Source organism: Streptomyces swartbergensis, assembly GCF_002148965.1.
Classification (GTDB): Bacteria; Actinomycetota; Actinomycetes; order Streptomycetales; family Streptomycetaceae; genus Streptomyces; species Streptomyces swartbergensis.
In genome coordinates this window covers 14,366-28,401 of record NZ_NGFN01000067.1, presented here as the reverse complement: position 1 = coordinate 28,401, position 14,036 = coordinate 14,366, and the positions used below count along the sequence as shown (strand labels likewise).

Here is a 14,036-nt window from a genome sequence, read left to right as displayed (position 1 = left end):
CAGCGTCAGAGGGGGATAAGAGACAGGGCCCCCCATCGTCAGCCCCCGTGAACGCACACGCCGCCTCGCGGCAGTGCCACCGCGGCACGCGGCTGGTGATCAGGCCAGGTCTGCGCCCGGACCCGCTGGGCGACGTCGCGCAGCTTGAGGTTGTGGTGCTGGGAGACGCGGCGCAGCATGTTGAAGGCGTCGTCCTCGCTCTGGCGGACCCGCTTCCCGTGAGGGAAGTGAGGTCCGCCTCGTAGATCTCGTTGTCGAAGCTCTCGCCGAGTGAGGTAGAAGGGCGGCATGGATGCTGCTGTGCTTGAACAGATGCTGGATGAGACCTTCGATCACGCTGTCGTGCACCACGGATACACCAACTACATGCGCGACTACGAGGTCATCGTCTACGCAACGGCTGATCCCCGTACCGGCATCACGTCGTCCCACCGGCGGTATCTGTTCAGGTACTGCGTTGAGGCGCGGTGCGAGACGTCAGTGCCGGCGGAGACCTGGCGGGTCTCTTTGGACGACCGGCTCATCGACCACGAAACTGGTGCCGACCTCGACGGGTATGTCTGGGGCGTGAAGTGGCACTGCCTTTATCCGGGAACCAAGCTTCTCCCCGAGTCGGAGGCCACGCGACGCTGGTCGAACGCTCTCGGCATCGACTTCCACGAGGTACGCATTGAGACCAACGCGCACAACCTGACCTTGCTCTTCTCCGACCTTCACGTGAGCGAGGTCCCGGTTGGATATGCACCGTTCGTCACGGAGTAAGGGTCAGTGTTCGTGTGATCTTGTGACCGGCGTGTGTCCGGATCGTTCATCCTGTCATGGGGCGGGGTGATCTGAGTGATGCGGAATGGGAACGGCTGCGGCCGTTGCTGCCCGTCAGTAACAGGCGGTGTGGCAGGTGGCGGGACCATCGGCAGGTGATCGACGGGATTCTGATCGGTTTTGAGCGTCAGGTTCAGGTGCTTCTTCGCCCAGGTCACGAGCTGTCCGGCATWGCCGGAGTCSGCCCAGACGATGGTGATYTCCGGGTGCATCAGTCGACGTCCAAGAACCTGGCCCGACCGGTGCCGCGGAGACCTACGCCGGCCCGGGAGCACGACACGGGAAGGGGCGGGGACAGAGGAAGCGGGAGCGGGCCACCACGCTGGTGGAGGACATGCTGCGCAGGCTGGATGAGGGGACCGACTGGCCGCTGTCGCTGGTCGACGAGCTCTACCTATTCGGTTCTTACGCTCGTGGCGCCCTTGAGCCGCACGACGTCGATATCGCCGTGGACTTCCACCGCGACGAGCGGATGCGGCAGCTCGAGATCGCCTCCATCTTCTCCGGCCGCAATCCCCACAGCGAGCTCCGTCGGCAACTGGCCGGCCGCAGCCGCGCAGTTGCAGTTCGATACCGCCCAGCGTCGCCAACTCGAGAGCGAGGGCGTGCCCATGCTGCGCCTGTGGCGCCGCGGCGACACCCTCCAGTAGGGCTTTGGACCGCGCGATCCCCCGCCCCGTACCGCGTCGTCTAGAAGACGGCGCGGTTGACGGCTGAACCGCGGCGGCGACTCCATCGGCCCGACGGGTCAGAGGTCGAGCCCGGACGCGTCCGCAGGCGTGAGGGTGCGGCCTGGCAGCCTCCGGCGACCACGCCGGTCCCGGTTGCCAGGCCACACTGCTGGCGTGTCTTCCGCTTTGCAGAGGCCGTCCCGGTACGACCGGACTACGGCTGATGGCGCCGGCGGCCTTAGGGCGGCCGCCTGACCGGTCTCGCTCTCGACGGCGAAGACGTCGTCGACGCCGACCATGCCGCCCAGCAGATCAGCCTCACCATGGCACGCGAGGTGCGCCCGGTAGTTTCAGATGGCACTCCAGCCGATGGTGGCGCGCGTGCTGGTGCAGGTCATCCCTGGTCCTGTGACGAGGGGTAGATCCGCCACAGCTGGGAGAGGTTCGGTCCGCCCCACATGCGGGTCAGGCCCACCAGCCGGTCGTTGCCCTGGAGGTGGTCGGCGATGGCCAGGGCGTAGCGCGGGTGCACGACCGAGACCATGTAGAAGTCGTTGCCTCGCTCTGTGTGGGAGACCAGCCGCCAGTGCTGGTTGAGGCTGTCGGTGCGTTCTCGCAGGGTCACGGTGTCGGGCGGGTTGGCCCCTGCGGTGAGGCAGCGGTGGTTGGTGTAGGACTCGATGCGCACGGTGCCGTCGGCGTTCTGCCGCAGAAACCACCGGTGCGAGTTGTTGTCCTTGGCGAACGGGTCCTGAGCCCAGGTCTGGGTGTGGTTGCCGACACCGTCGTGCCAGTCGTTGCACATGAAGTAGGTGCCGGTGACGTGGTGAGTCATGGTCACCGATCCGCCCGCGAGCAGTACGAGGTCGGTCAAGTCAGTGCTCCTCAGCCTCGAGAGTCCTTCACAGGAGAGGGCGCCCCTGAAACTCAGCGTAGCCAGTCGGCTGTTGTTCCAACGCAGGGCGAACCAGTCGTTTCGCGAGGCTCGAGCCTGTCCGGGAGGTCTCGAACGCATACACGGCGCCACTCAGACCCCTGACGGAGCGTCACCCACAGGTCGCGCCCGCGGCGCAACGGTGTGGCAACGCACCGCTGGATTCAAACGGGCGAGCGTGAACGCCTCTGCATGCAAGAGCGGCAAGAACGAGAAACAGACAACCGTCCGACGATGCGGCTGTCTCATAGGCCGTCCCCGTTACGAAGAGGCGCCGGGGCCGGGACGAACAGCTGCGCCACGGGCTCCCACTCCACCGGGGGACCGCGGCGCCGCTTGGCGACCCGGACACTCGCCGGGTTCCCGCGATCCATTGGTGCGGGAGGGAACCCCAGTCGGCTGGATCAGGGGACGGGGTTGACGGTGACGTCGGTGCCGGGGCACTCGGCGGCGCTGAGGGTCAGCATGTTCTGCTCGGCTGGGTTCCACGGTGAGGGCCCACTGGAGTTTCACGGCGGTCCGGTTGGCCAGCTAGTGGCAGCGTTCGGCGGGGTTGTCGGGCACGAGCCGGGTGGTGGGGGTCCTGGTCGGCCTTCTGCCGGTTGGAGCGGGCGCTGACTGCCTCTAGGTGCCGGTGGTCGTCGAGGTAGTTGGCGTAGGTGACGCGGCGTTGCCTGGTCCAGGCGGAGGCGCCGGGGTCCCAGGCTTCGGCCAGTGGGACGAGGTGGTCGATGTCGAGGTTGCGGGGGCCGTCGATGAAGGTGTGGTCGTAGGGTCTCCGTGCGGGTGTTGCAGCCATTGCGGTCGGCGTCGGTCCAGCCGCCGAAGGACTGCTCGCAGTCGTAGCCGGTGCGGTCCTCAGCAGCGACGGGCAGTCGGGTCACCGCTTAGGTCAGCGGCAGGGTGTCGGCGGCTTCAGCGGCCTGGGCGGCCGGAGGGATCGTAGTGGGCAGGACGGTTGTTGAGCTGGTGCTGGCGTCTGTGCCGCAGCCGCTGCGGCGGATCCTGCAGATGACGGGCGCCGATCAGGCCTGCAGGCCTCGACACCGTCGTCGAGGCGGAGGCGGAACTTGGTCGAGGGGATGCAGCCGGAAGCATCGCTTGAAGGTTCGCAAGCCGTCGGCGGTCAGGGCGGCTGCCGTCTCGGCGGCGGCGGCCGTGTCCGCGGGGGTCCTGCCCGACGGTCGATGCCGCGTTGACTGACTGCGTCGGCACCTATACCTTGACCGACCGCAAGTCGGGTTCGAAGGACACCTTCAATGAGCACGGCACGCTGACGAAGGTCACGGACAAGAACGACGGCACTCTCGCCGTCGACCAGCACGACGAGGGCAGCGAGCACCAGGGCTTCAAGCTCACCGAGACCCGTTCGGGCCGTTGGATCGACCTGGTCAAGACGGACTCCAGCCGGTGGCAGGCCAAGGACCACACCGGCCGCACGGCCGTCTTCGACCTGGACGGCGCCGGCAACTTGGCGAAGGTCACCGACACTGCCGGCAAGGCCACCGCCTACGAGTACGACTCCTCACGCCGCCTGACCAAGGTGACCACCCCCGAGGGCACCGTCACGCTGTTCACGTACGACGCCCACAACCGCGTTTCCTCCATGCAGCGCGCCACCGAGTCTGCCACCCCGTCAGACGCGGGCACCACGACGGTGACCGACCCCGACGGCGACGTCACCCAGTACCTGCACAACGCGGACGGCGAGGTCGCCAAAGTCACCGACCCCCTGGGCCACTCCCGGCACTCCAGGTACACCAACCATCTCCTGCAGACCGCGATCGACGCGATGGGCACGGGAGCGGACGGCACGGGCGGAAACACCACCACCTACGGCTGGAACGACCGCAATAACGCCATCTCCCAAAGGCTCCCGCTCGGGGCGATGGCGTCCGTGACGGCATACCAGACGATCGCCGGCACCGACCTGCCGAACGACTTCACCAGCGCGGACGGCCGCAAGGACACCTTCAAGTACGACACCAACGGCAACACGATGTCGGTGACCACGACCGGTACCGCCGGCGCGACCCGTGAGTACACCTACAACAAGGACACCCCGACCTGCGGCGGCTTCGAGGGCCAGCGCTGCACCGCCGAGGACGGCAACGGCAAGGTCGCCTCGTTCGAGTACGACGCCAAGGGCAACCTCAAGACGGTCACCCCACCGGCGCCCCTGGGCAGGACGGAATACACCTACGAGGCGCTCGGCCGGGTGGAGACCGTCACCGACGGGCGCGGTATCAAAACCGTCTACGCCTACGACAACCGCGACCGCGTGACGAAGGTGTCCTCCACCAACGCCACGGTCACCTACTCCTACGACGGCGACGGCAACGTCAAATCCCGCACCCACGCCTCCGGCACCACAGGCTGGGACTACGACAAGCTCAAAGCGGACGCGGTAGCCGGCCATGGCGGCTGCGGTGCCCAGCGCGATCAGCAGGTGTGACTTGCCCGTGCCGAAGTCCCCGATCAGACACAGTGGGTGCCCCTTGGCGATCCACTCGCAGGTGGCGAGATTGTGGATGACCGCGGGATCGACGTGGGGATTGACGCTGTAGTCGAACTCCCGCAACGACACTGGCGGTGCCGATCACCTTCTCCGCGCTCCACGCCCGAGCCAGCTGGACCGCGAAGGTCCCGAGTCCTCCTGCCGCGGCGTTGATCAGCACCGTGTCCCCGGGGCAGACCATCTCGCGCAGTGCCATGTGTGCACCCTGGCCGTTGCCGGAGAAACCGCCCGTGATCTCTCACGGCATGCTCGGCGGCTTGGACACGATCTGGTCGGCGGGGACGACGACGTACTCCGCGTAGCAGCCGAACAGGCCAAAACCGAGCAGCTCGTCCCCGGCGGAGAACTCCGTGACGCCCTCACCGACGCCGTCGACCACTCCGGGGAATTCGTTGCCGGGGATCAGCGGGAACGTCACGGACCGGGCGAACGGCGTCCCATCCGCGCGCACCTTGCAGTCGACGGGCTGCAATCCCGCGACCCGGACCCGGACCCGGACCCGGACCGGGACCTGGCCGGGGCCGACGAGCGGTTCCGCCACCTAGGTCAGCTGGAGCGTCTCCGGAGGCCCGTAGGAGGTTGTCGCTGCTGCTCGCACTGGTCGGTTCCTCTCCGCCCTCAGGCCTGGTCCGCGGGGGCCAGCCGCCGGGTCAGGTACTGCTCGAAGGTCAGCAGGCCGGGGTGCACCTTGCGCAGGGCCGGGATGTCCGCCTGGTAGCCGTCCTCCGCGAACCATTCGAACATGCGGTCCTCGATGGGCTGCGGCTCGAAGCGGGTCGGGACCCCGGTGACCCGCTCGTAGATCTTCGCGATCTCCGGGAAGGTGACCTCGTCACCGGCCAGTTCGATCTGCCTGCCGAGATAGGTGTCCGGCTCGTCGAAGGCCGTCGCGGCGAAGAACCCGATGTCGTCACTGGCGATCAGCTGAATCGGCTTCTCCGGCTTCGCGGGGAGCGCCAGCAGCCGCTCGCCCTCGGCGTCGGCGAAGTGCAGCAGGTTGTTCATGAAGAACACCGGGCGCAGGACGGTGGCCGGCAGTCCGAGGCCGCGGATGTGCTGCTCGATCTCGGCCTTGGTCTCGAAGTGGTCGATCCTCGTGCTCCGTTCGGCGCCGCCCACGGAGCTGTACACCAGGTGGGCCACCCCGGCCGCCCGGCAGGCGTCCGCCACGGCCTTGCCCTGCCGCACCTCCGCGGCGAGCGCCTCCGGGTCCCACCCGAGCGGCTGCACGCTGAACACGCCGTGCACGCCCTCCATGGCCCGGCGCAGCGCTTCCTCGTCGTCCATGTCGCCCTGGACGAGCACCACGCCGAGGTCCTCTAGCTGGCGGGCCTCGGCCTTGCCGGGGTCGCGTACCAGCGCGTGAACCGTGCGGCCGCGGGAGACTAACTCGCGCGCGGTGGCACCGCCCTGATTCCCGGTCGCGCCGATGACCAGAATGATGTTGCCGTCAGGCAAGTCGAACTCCTTGTGAGGGGTGTTCTCCTCCGGTGACGGACCGCACCGGGACGTCAGGCGAGCAGGCACTGCGCGGCAATTCTGGAACCTCAAGCGCAATTGAGGTCAAGACGGATCCCGATTTGTACGTATCACTGTGCTGCGGTGAGTGCCGCCAGTCCGGGCACGATCTGGTCGGGACCGGGCTGCGCGGCCAGTTCGGCCACCGCCGCGCGCGCCGAGGCGCGCAGCCGCTCGTCGTGCAGCAGGGACGTGAGCACGTCGGCGTCCACCTTCTCCGGCTCCAGGCTCCGGCGAATAGTTCCCGCGCCTCGGCCTCGGTGTCGGCGCAGTAGACGCCGAGGCCGAGGACGACGCGCGGCTCGGCGGTCGTCTCGCCGTCCACGACGTGCGGTACGAACGCCTCCCGGTAGTGGCGCACCGCCTGGGCCGGGTGGTCCGCCCGAGGAAGTGGGCGTAGGCGTAGGGCAGTCCGAGGCGGGCCGTCGACTCCGCGCTGGAGACGCTCGACCCGAGCACCCACATCTCGGGCGCCGCGGGCATGTCCGGGGTGAGGCGCAGGCCCTTGTAGGAGTGGCCGGGCGGAAAGCCGCCGCCGAACAGGAAGGCTCGCAGCTCCCGCACCTTGTCGAGGAAGTCGTTCTGACCGTGCGGGTCCGCGGTGTCCCGGCGCAGGGCCGCACCACTGGGTGCTTTCGACAGATGCGCCTTGCCCACGCCGAGGTCGACCCGGCCCGGATACAGGGCGTGCAGAACCCGGAAGACCTCGGCGTCCAGGAACGGGCTGTAGTACGGCAGCAGTAAGCCGCCGGAGCCGACCCGGATGCCCGTGGTGCGTTCCAGAATCTGGCCGATCATGATCGCTGGGGCGGCCCCGGCCTGGAAGGGAGAGGCATGGTGCTCGGTGCACCAGTAGCGGTGGTAACCGAGTCGGTCCGCCAGAACGGCCAGTTCCAGGCTGTGCCGCAGGGCGTCCGCGGGGCTGGACCCCTCGGGCACCGGTGATTGGTCGAGTACGGACAGAAGCATGGCTCGTCTCCTTCGGCTCCCGGCCGGGGCCCGGGGTCAGGCGAGGCCGGCGGATGGGGAAACGTCGCGGGCCTGCGTTTTCGGATGGTTCTTGTCCAGGTCGAGGGTGAGGATCCGGGTGGGATGGATCCGGATGATGTCCTTGCCGTATCCGGTGGCGGACGGGTCGCTGATGGCCTCGGCCCGGCCGCGGACCTCCACGCACCGCACACGCCAGGGATCCGTCGAGGGGATGTCGTCGACGACCAGGGACACGGCCGGATTCGCCCGCACGTTGCGGAACTTCTGAGTGCTGCCCATGGTGTGGCCGCCGATATCGATGGTCCCCAGTTCCCTGTTGACCGTGAACGAGACCGGTCTGACCTGCGGCTTCCCCTTCGGGCTGACGGTGCCCAGCCTGCCTAGCGGCTGCTCGTCGAGATATGCGATCTCCAGTTCGCTGAACGGCACGGGCGGTCGTCCGGGGTCGGGCCGGTGCGGTTTTGGTGTTCTGGCGGGGCAGTGCATGTGCTGGCGGAGGTTCCGAGAGGTGCGTCGGAGCCGCGCGGGAGTGAGCTGATGTGGTGCGGTCGGCTTCTCCTAGGGGTGTCGCAGATCGAGAGTGATCGGGCGGGCGAGTCTGAGCTGGGTGTAGGCGTCGATGATCGGCCACGTCCACCGGCCGGCTGCCTCGGGTTGTCGCAGTCGGGGCCGTGTCCAGCCCAGTGTCTGCTTGGACGGGCGGAACGTGTGTTCCTGATCGAAGGGTCGCAGGAATGCCTGCCAGGCCCGGTTGACGTCCGCGTCGTCGGTTCCGGTCTGGAGGACCACAATCACACCGCCGGCGCCGTACGGTCTTTCGGCAGGTGCTCAACCTCCAGCTGGTTCAGGGTGTCCTCGACCGGCGGGAGTTCGCCTTCGTGGTGCAGCCAGGCGGCCCGATGGGTCAGACGCGGGTGGTCCCGGTCCCATGTCTGCGCGGTCGCCTTGCCGTAGTTCGCGGTGGCGGTGCGGGTGGTGACGGCGGGCTCGGGCCAGGTCTCGGGCTTGGCGAAGCGGAACTGCGGGCCGTGCTTCGGCGGGCGGCCGTCCTTTGGGTCGTAGACGCGGGGCGGCTTCGGCAGCCGCATCACACGGTCATCGTGAACACGGCCGACCAGTTCAACGGGCAGATCCCGCAGCACCCAGGCCGGACGGGTCACGTCGTAGCCGGCGTCCGCCACGATGACGAGGTGCGGTTCACCCGGTGCCCACTGCCCCGCCGTGACGAGCCGTTCGACAATGCCGCGGAGCTGGTCGGCGGTAACGGCGGTGGCGTCGTCGGCCGGTCCCAGACGGACCGCGTCCAGGATCTGCGTCTACGAGGTGGCGCCCATCTCCAGCACGGCGACGAACGAGTACGGCCAGCCGGGAATGAACTGCGAGGCCGTCTTCGCCCGGCCGTGGACGTGGCGGAACAGCCGGTCCGGCGAGCAAGGAGCGTCCGAACGCAGCCATGGCGACACGTCGACGGCCAGGACCAGGCGCCCGTCCGGGAAGCGGGGCAACGACAGGCCGGCCAGCGACGAGCGCAGCCGGTCGGTGTCGATTCGGCCCTGGTTGAGGCCGTCGTGCATCGCATCGTGTCCACGGCGGTGTTCGGGCAGGAGCGTCAGCTCGACTGGCGAGTGCACTGCGCCGGGCGCACACAGCACCGCGTCCGCCAGCTCGAACAGTTCATCACCGCGTCCGGTGAGACACGCGTATAACTCGTCCCGGGAGCGTGACGCTTCTCCTGCCGTGGCTTCAGGCAGCAGACCCACCCTTACGATCCTGGTCTGGTTCAGCGCACCTTGATCGGAGTGCTTGATCAGGCGAAGGCCGCCTCAGCGGCAGGAGAATGCGCAGGTGAGCGGCTTAGTTCGAGGACCGTTTCGACACTGGAAGGTCGAATGGGTTCGCTACGCGGTGCAGTCGATGAGTTTGGGCGGTGAGAGGAGTCTGATGGAGGACACCCGATCTCTGGAGGCCGCCCTATGGCTGAACCACACGTTGCGGAAACTCGGAAAGCTCTGGAACGGGCGATCCACGTCGAGCGGTTGGCGCTCGCTCAAGACCTCGCCGAACTCAGCGAGGCCCAGTGGGCGAAAGCATCACTGTGTGAACACTGGACCGTGGAGGAGGTCGTAGCTCATCTGACGGCAGGCGCCAGCACGAGGATGTGGCGCTGGCTGCTGAGCATGCTGGCCGCGCGGTTCGACCCCGATCTGCACAACGGCCGACGACTGGCAAAGCACCGTGGTGCAACACCTGAAGAGACCTTGCGGCGATTTCGCGAAGTTGTCGCCGGGCCCGCCGGGCCGACCGGACATACTGCGGCCTGGCTGGGCGAAATAGTCGTCCACAGCGAGGACATCCGCCGGCCATTGGGTCTCGTGCGGACACCCCCGGTGGCCACGACGACCGCCGTGGCCCGGTTCTTCGCCGGCCGCGATTTCACTGTCGCGAGCAACACTGCAGTCGCGGGCTTGCGGGTCGAGGCCACAGACGGACCGTTCACCACCGGCTCGGGGGATCTCCTGCGGGGGCCGACCCTCTCGCTGGTGATGGGGATGGCAGGCCGCGCAGCAGCCTGCGAGGACCTTGAGGGGGACGGTGCGGCAGTCCTGCGCGCCCGACTGCGCTCAGGTTGAAGAACAGGCTGAGAGCCCCCCTTTTTTTCACCCGGCCCGCGGTGCGCGTCTTGCCTCCGCGTACCGGTCACGAACTGCGACACTCGGGGCATGCCATGTGAGCGGCCCTCCACGGACAGCGCCTCCGTCCGGCCGAACCGCCCCGAAGCCCTTTCTGGCCCCGCCTCACGGCGCGTGTTCCTCGCGGCGACCAGCGCGGTCGGCGGCGTGCTCGCGGCCGGCCCGGCCGCCGCCGAAGCGGCCCCGCTCAACATGGAGTGGGCCGCGTCCGCCCCCGAGCCGAGTACTTGTGTCACCCTCACGGTGAACGGCGAGCGTCATACGCTCACGATGGACAACCGCACCTCGCTCCTCGACCTGCTGCGGGAGCACCTGGGCCTGACCGGCGCGAAGAAGGGCTGCGACGCCGGTGCCTGCGGCGCCTGCACGGTCCTGGTCGACGGCCGCCGGGTCGTCTCCTGCCTGATGCTGGCGGTCCGGCTGGAAGGCGCCGAGATCACCACGGTCGAGGGACTGGAGCGAGGCGGCCGGCTCCACCCGCTCCAGCAGGCGTTCATCGACCAGGACGCGTTCCAGTGCGGCTTCTGCACACCCGGGCAGATCATGTCCGCCCTCGGCTGCGTCCAGGAAGCCCACACCGGCTGCGCCGAGGAGATCCGGGAGTGGATGAGCGGCAACCTCTGCCGCTGCGGCTGCTATCCGAACATCGTGCGGGCTGTTGAGCAGGCCGCGCGGGGGTGGTGAGACGCGGACCGTGCACTCGTTCGTCTACACACGCGCTTCCGGCCTCCGTCAGGCCCTCGACGCCGCCCGCCGCGGCGGGCGGTACCTCGCCGGCGGCACCACGCTCGTCGATCTGATGCGCGAGACCGTCGAACGCCCCGCTGTCCTGGTCGACATCGCCGGGCTGCCCCTGCGCGATGTCACGCTCACCGCGGACGGAACCCTGCGGATCGGCGCGCTGGCGCGGATGGCCGAGGCGGCCGCCCACCCCGGGATCCGCGCCGCCCACCCGGTCGTCTGCGAGGCGCTGGAGCTGAGCGCCTCCCCGCAGCTGCGCACTGTGGCGACCATCGGCGGCAACCTCATGCAGCGCACCCGCTGCCCGTACTTCCGGGATGTCACCGCCGCCTGCAACAAGCGTGAGCCGGGCTCGGGCTGCCCGGCCCGGGAGGGTGTCCACCGCACCCACGCGATCCTCGGCACGTCCCGGCAGTGCGTGGCCACCCACCCCTCCGACCTGGCCGTCGCCCTCGCGGCCCTCGATGCCGACGTACGTGTGCTGGGACCCGGCGGTGAACGTGCCGTCCCCCTCACCGCGTTCCTGCTGCCCCCGGGCGACACGCCCCACAGGGAACACGCCCTCGGCCCGGGCGAGCTGATCACCGCCGTGGACATCCCGCCCCATCCCCGCCCGCTGAGGTCGGGCTACCTGAAGGTGCGCGACCGCCGGTCCCTGGAGTTCGCCCTGACGTCCGCGGCGGTCGCTCTGCACATCCGCGGCGGAGTGATCCGCGAGGCGAAGCTCGCCGCCGGGGGAGTGGGCACGGTGCCCTGGAGACTGCCCGCCGTCGAGCGCCGGCTGATCGGGGAACGTCCCTCAAACCGGCTGTGGAGCCAGGCCGCCGCCCGTGCTGCCGACGGCGCCCGGCCCCTGCCCGGTAACCGCTTCAAGACCGAGCTGCTGAAGCGGACCGTCGAGCGCCAGCTGCGCGTCGTAGGAGGCGGACGGTGAGCCCGCAGCCGCCCGCGGCCGCCGGAGCGCCGCTGCCCCGGGTGGACGGACGGGCGAAGGTCACCGGCCGGGCGAAGTACGCCGCCGATCACCAGCCCCCGGACGCCGTCCACGCGGTCGTCGTCGACAGCGGCGTCGGCCGGGGCCGGATCACCGGCATCGACAYCCGCGCCGCCCTCGCCCAGCCCGGTGTCCTGCGGGTGATCAGCCACCTGAACGCACCCGAGCTGGTCTACGGCGGGGCGGCCCGGCAGGAACGGTGGCGGGTGTTCCAGGACGACCGGGTGCGCTTCTTCGGCCAGCCGGTCGCCCTCGTCGTGGCCACCACGGCGGAGCGCGCCCGCCACGCCGCGAGCCTGGTCCGGATCGGCTACGACGTCCACCCACCCGCGACGGACATGACGGGCCGGCCGGGCGGTGACCCGCAGACCTACGCCCGGGGCGAGGCGGAGGCGGCGGTCGGGTCGGCGGCCGTCCGCCGGGAGACGACCTACCGGCTCGCCCGCAACCACCACAACCCCATGGAGCCGCACGCCACCGTCGCCCGCTGGGACGGCGACGGGCTCACCGTCTGGGACAAGACCCAGTCAGTGCTCGGCACCCGGGACCACCTCGCCGGGGTGTTCGGCATCCCGCCGGAGTCGGTGCGTGTCGTCTCGCCCTACGTGGGCGGCGCCTTCGGCAGCGCACTGCGCTCCTGGCCGCATGTCACCCTCGCGGCCCTCTCCGCCCGCGAGACGGGCCGTCCGGTGAAACTGGCGCTCACCCGGCGGCAGATGTACTTCGGCACCGGCTACCGGCCCCGCTACACCTGCACGGTGCGCCTGGGCAGCGACCGGCGCGGCCGGCTGACCGGGATGGTCCAGGAGGTGCGCTCCGAGACGTCGGGCTATGAGAACTTCACCGAACCCGTCCTGACCCCGGCTCAGATCCTCTACCGTCTGCCCCACCTCGGCCAGACCTACCAGACGGTCGCGCTCGACGTGAACGCGGCGACGTACATGCGCGGCACCGGCTACGTCACCGGCGGCTACGTCATCGAGTGCGCGCTGGACGAACTCGCCCATGAACTGGGCGTCGACCCCATCGAGCTGCGGCTGCGCAACGAGATCGGCCACGACCAGACCAGCGGCGCGCCCTTTTCCAGCCGGCGGCTGGGCGAGTGCTACCGGGTCGGCGCCCGCGAGTTCGGCTGGCACCGGCGCGACGTCAGGCCGAGCCGTACCCGCGACGGGGACTGGCTGATCGGCATGGGCATGGCCGCCGGCGTCCACGACACCGCCCGCGGCCCCTGCCGGGCACGGATCAGGCTCGACGCCGACGGCAGCGCCCGGGTCGAGACCTCGACCAGCGACATGGGGCCGGGCACCGCCACGGCCCAGACCCAGCTCGCCGCCGACGCACTCGGCCTGCCCACGCACCGGGTGACGTTCGGTCTCGGCGACTCCGCCCTGCCCCCGCCCCGGTGCACGGCGGATCCGCCACCATGGCCAGCGTCGGCTCCGCCGTGCAGGACGGCTGCGACCGGCTGCGCGCACAGGCCGTCGCCCTCGCCGTCGCGGACGAGAGATCGCCGCTGCACGGCGCCGCCGCGGACCAGGTCGTGGCCCGGGGCGGACGACTGCACATCAAGCACGACCCCGCGTGCGGCGAGACCTACGGGCAGCTGCTCACCCGCAACGGCCGCACCCACCTCGAAACCCTCGGCACCTACACCCCGGGACCGTCCCGCTCCACCCCGTACGCCTACGGTGCCGTGTTCGCGGAGGTCGCCGTCGACCGGCGGCTGGGCCTGGTGCGGGTGCGGCGGATGCTCGGCGTGTACGACGTCGGACGCGTCATCAACCCCCGGCTCGCCGACAGCCAGGCCCTCGGCGCGATGGTCGGCGGCATCGGGGCGGCCCTGCTGGAACAGACGGTCACCGACCACCGCGACGGCCGCATCGTCAACGCGGACCTCACCGGCTACCTGGTCCCGGTCAACGCCGACGTTCTGGACCTGCGGGCCGTCTACCTCGACGGGGAGGACCGGGAGGCCGACCCCATCGGTGTCAAGGGACTCGGCGAGGTCGTCCTGGTCGGTGTGGCGCCGGCGATCGCCAACGCGGTCTTCCACGCCACCGGCCGCCGCGTCCGCGACCTGCCCATCACCGCCGAAGCGCTGCTGTGAGCCGCGGCCCGGCCCCGGCCCGGTCCCGGCGCGGTCCCGGCGCGGTCC

At 69.7% G+C, this 14,036-nt stretch carries 9 protein-coding genes and 8 pseudogenes; 8 read left to right on the top strand and 9 right to left on the bottom strand.

The window, feature by feature from the left end; genetic code table 11:
* Positions 1-38: 38 nt before the first annotated feature.
* A pseudogene (locus tag CA983_RS13710) lies at positions 39-215 on the bottom strand (ANTAR domain-containing protein); the annotation flags it as partial.
* Between the two features lie 73 nt (positions 216-288).
* Here CA983_RS13710 and CA983_RS13705 point away from each other — a divergent pair.
* On the top strand, positions 289-762 hold the full coding sequence (locus CA983_RS13705) for a YxiG-like protein (RefSeq protein ID WP_086601165.1): 474 nt from the start codon (positions 289-291) through the stop codon (positions 760-762).
* Positions 763-818: 56 nt separating this feature from the next.
* Positions 819-935 (top strand): annotated as a pseudogene (locus tag CA983_RS47850) (IS5/IS1182 family transposase); the annotation flags it as partial.
* Here the strand turns inward: CA983_RS47850 and CA983_RS49510 are convergent.
* A pseudogene (locus CA983_RS49510) lies at positions 921-1,040 on the bottom strand (IS5-like element IS4811 family transposase); the annotation flags it as partial. The pseudogenes CA983_RS47850 and CA983_RS49510 overlap by 15 nt on opposite strands.
* Positions 1,041-1,156: 116 nt before the next feature.
* Between CA983_RS49510 and CA983_RS13695 the strand changes: the two are divergent.
* Positions 1,157-1,516 (top strand): nucleotidyltransferase domain-containing protein, encoded by a 360-nt coding sequence (locus CA983_RS13695; protein ID WP_244206873.1) that lies wholly within the window; start codon positions 1,157-1,159, stop codon positions 1,514-1,516.
* 371 nt (positions 1,517-1,887) lie between these two features.
* Here the strand turns inward: CA983_RS13695 and CA983_RS13690 are convergent, their stop codons facing one another.
* A complete protein-coding gene (locus tag CA983_RS13690) occupies positions 1,888-2,367 on the bottom strand; it encodes an RICIN domain-containing protein (protein ID WP_086601164.1) in 480 nt (159 codons plus the stop codon).
* Positions 2,368-3,637: 1,270 nt separating this feature from the next.
* On the opposite strand from CA983_RS13690, the pseudogene CA983_RS13680 reads away from it, so the two are divergent.
* Positions 3,638-4,837 (top strand): annotated as a pseudogene (locus CA983_RS13680) (RHS repeat-associated core domain-containing protein); the annotation flags it as partial.
* Here CA983_RS13680 and CA983_RS13675 read toward each other — a convergent pair.
* The 6 genes and pseudogenes from CA983_RS13675 to CA983_RS47840 all read right to left on the bottom strand — a co-directional run.
* Positions 4,817-5,011: pseudogene (locus CA983_RS13675) on the bottom strand (ATP-binding protein); the annotation flags it as partial. The pseudogenes CA983_RS13680 and CA983_RS13675 sit on opposite strands and share 21 nt — an antisense overlap.
* A gap of 172 nt (positions 5,012-5,183) precedes the next feature.
* Positions 5,184-5,486, bottom strand: a complete 303-nt coding sequence (locus CA983_RS47170) for an alcohol dehydrogenase catalytic domain-containing protein (RefSeq protein WP_208636952.1) — start codon at positions 5,484-5,486, stop codon at positions 5,184-5,186.
* Between the two features lie 77 nt (positions 5,487-5,563).
* Positions 5,564-6,403: an NmrA/HSCARG family protein gene (locus CA983_RS13665; protein ID WP_086601163.1), complete on the bottom strand. Its 840-nt coding sequence runs from the start codon at positions 6,401-6,403 to the stop codon at positions 5,564-5,566.
* Between the two features lie 131 nt (positions 6,404-6,534).
* Entirely contained in the window at positions 6,535-6,675 is a 141-nt protein-coding gene (locus CA983_RS47845; RefSeq protein ID WP_244206871.1) for a hypothetical protein, read from the bottom strand.
* A 130-nt stretch (positions 6,676-6,805) separates the two neighbouring features.
* Positions 6,806-7,432, bottom strand: a pseudogene (locus CA983_RS49505) (MsnO8 family LLM class oxidoreductase); the annotation flags it as partial.
* A 36-nt stretch (positions 7,433-7,468) separates the two neighbouring features.
* Positions 7,469-9,213: pseudogene (locus CA983_RS47840) on the bottom strand (NF041680 family putative transposase).
* 213 nt (positions 9,214-9,426) lie between these two features.
* Between CA983_RS47840 and CA983_RS13645 the strand changes: the two are divergent.
* The 4 genes and pseudogenes from CA983_RS13645 (at position 9,427) to CA983_RS13630 (ending at position 13,988) form a co-directional block, all read left to right on the top strand.
* Positions 9,427-10,083: a maleylpyruvate isomerase family mycothiol-dependent enzyme gene (locus CA983_RS13645; protein WP_086601161.1), complete on the top strand. Its 657-nt coding sequence runs from the start codon at positions 9,427-9,429 to the stop codon at positions 10,081-10,083.
* Positions 10,084-10,173: 90 nt separating this feature from the next.
* Entirely contained in the window at positions 10,174-10,827 is a 654-nt protein-coding gene (locus CA983_RS13640; protein ID WP_086601160.1) for a (2Fe-2S)-binding protein, read from the top strand.
* 10 nt (positions 10,828-10,837) lie between these two features.
* On the top strand, positions 10,838-11,818 hold the full coding sequence (locus CA983_RS13635; RefSeq protein ID WP_086601159.1) for an FAD binding domain-containing protein: 981 nt from the start codon (positions 10,838-10,840) through the stop codon (positions 11,816-11,818).
* Positions 11,815-13,988: pseudogene (locus CA983_RS13630) on the top strand (xanthine dehydrogenase family protein molybdopterin-binding subunit). The gene CA983_RS13635 and the pseudogene CA983_RS13630 overlap by 4 nt, the downstream one beginning before the upstream one ends.
* The last annotated feature ends 48 nt before the right edge of the window (positions 13,989-14,036 follow it).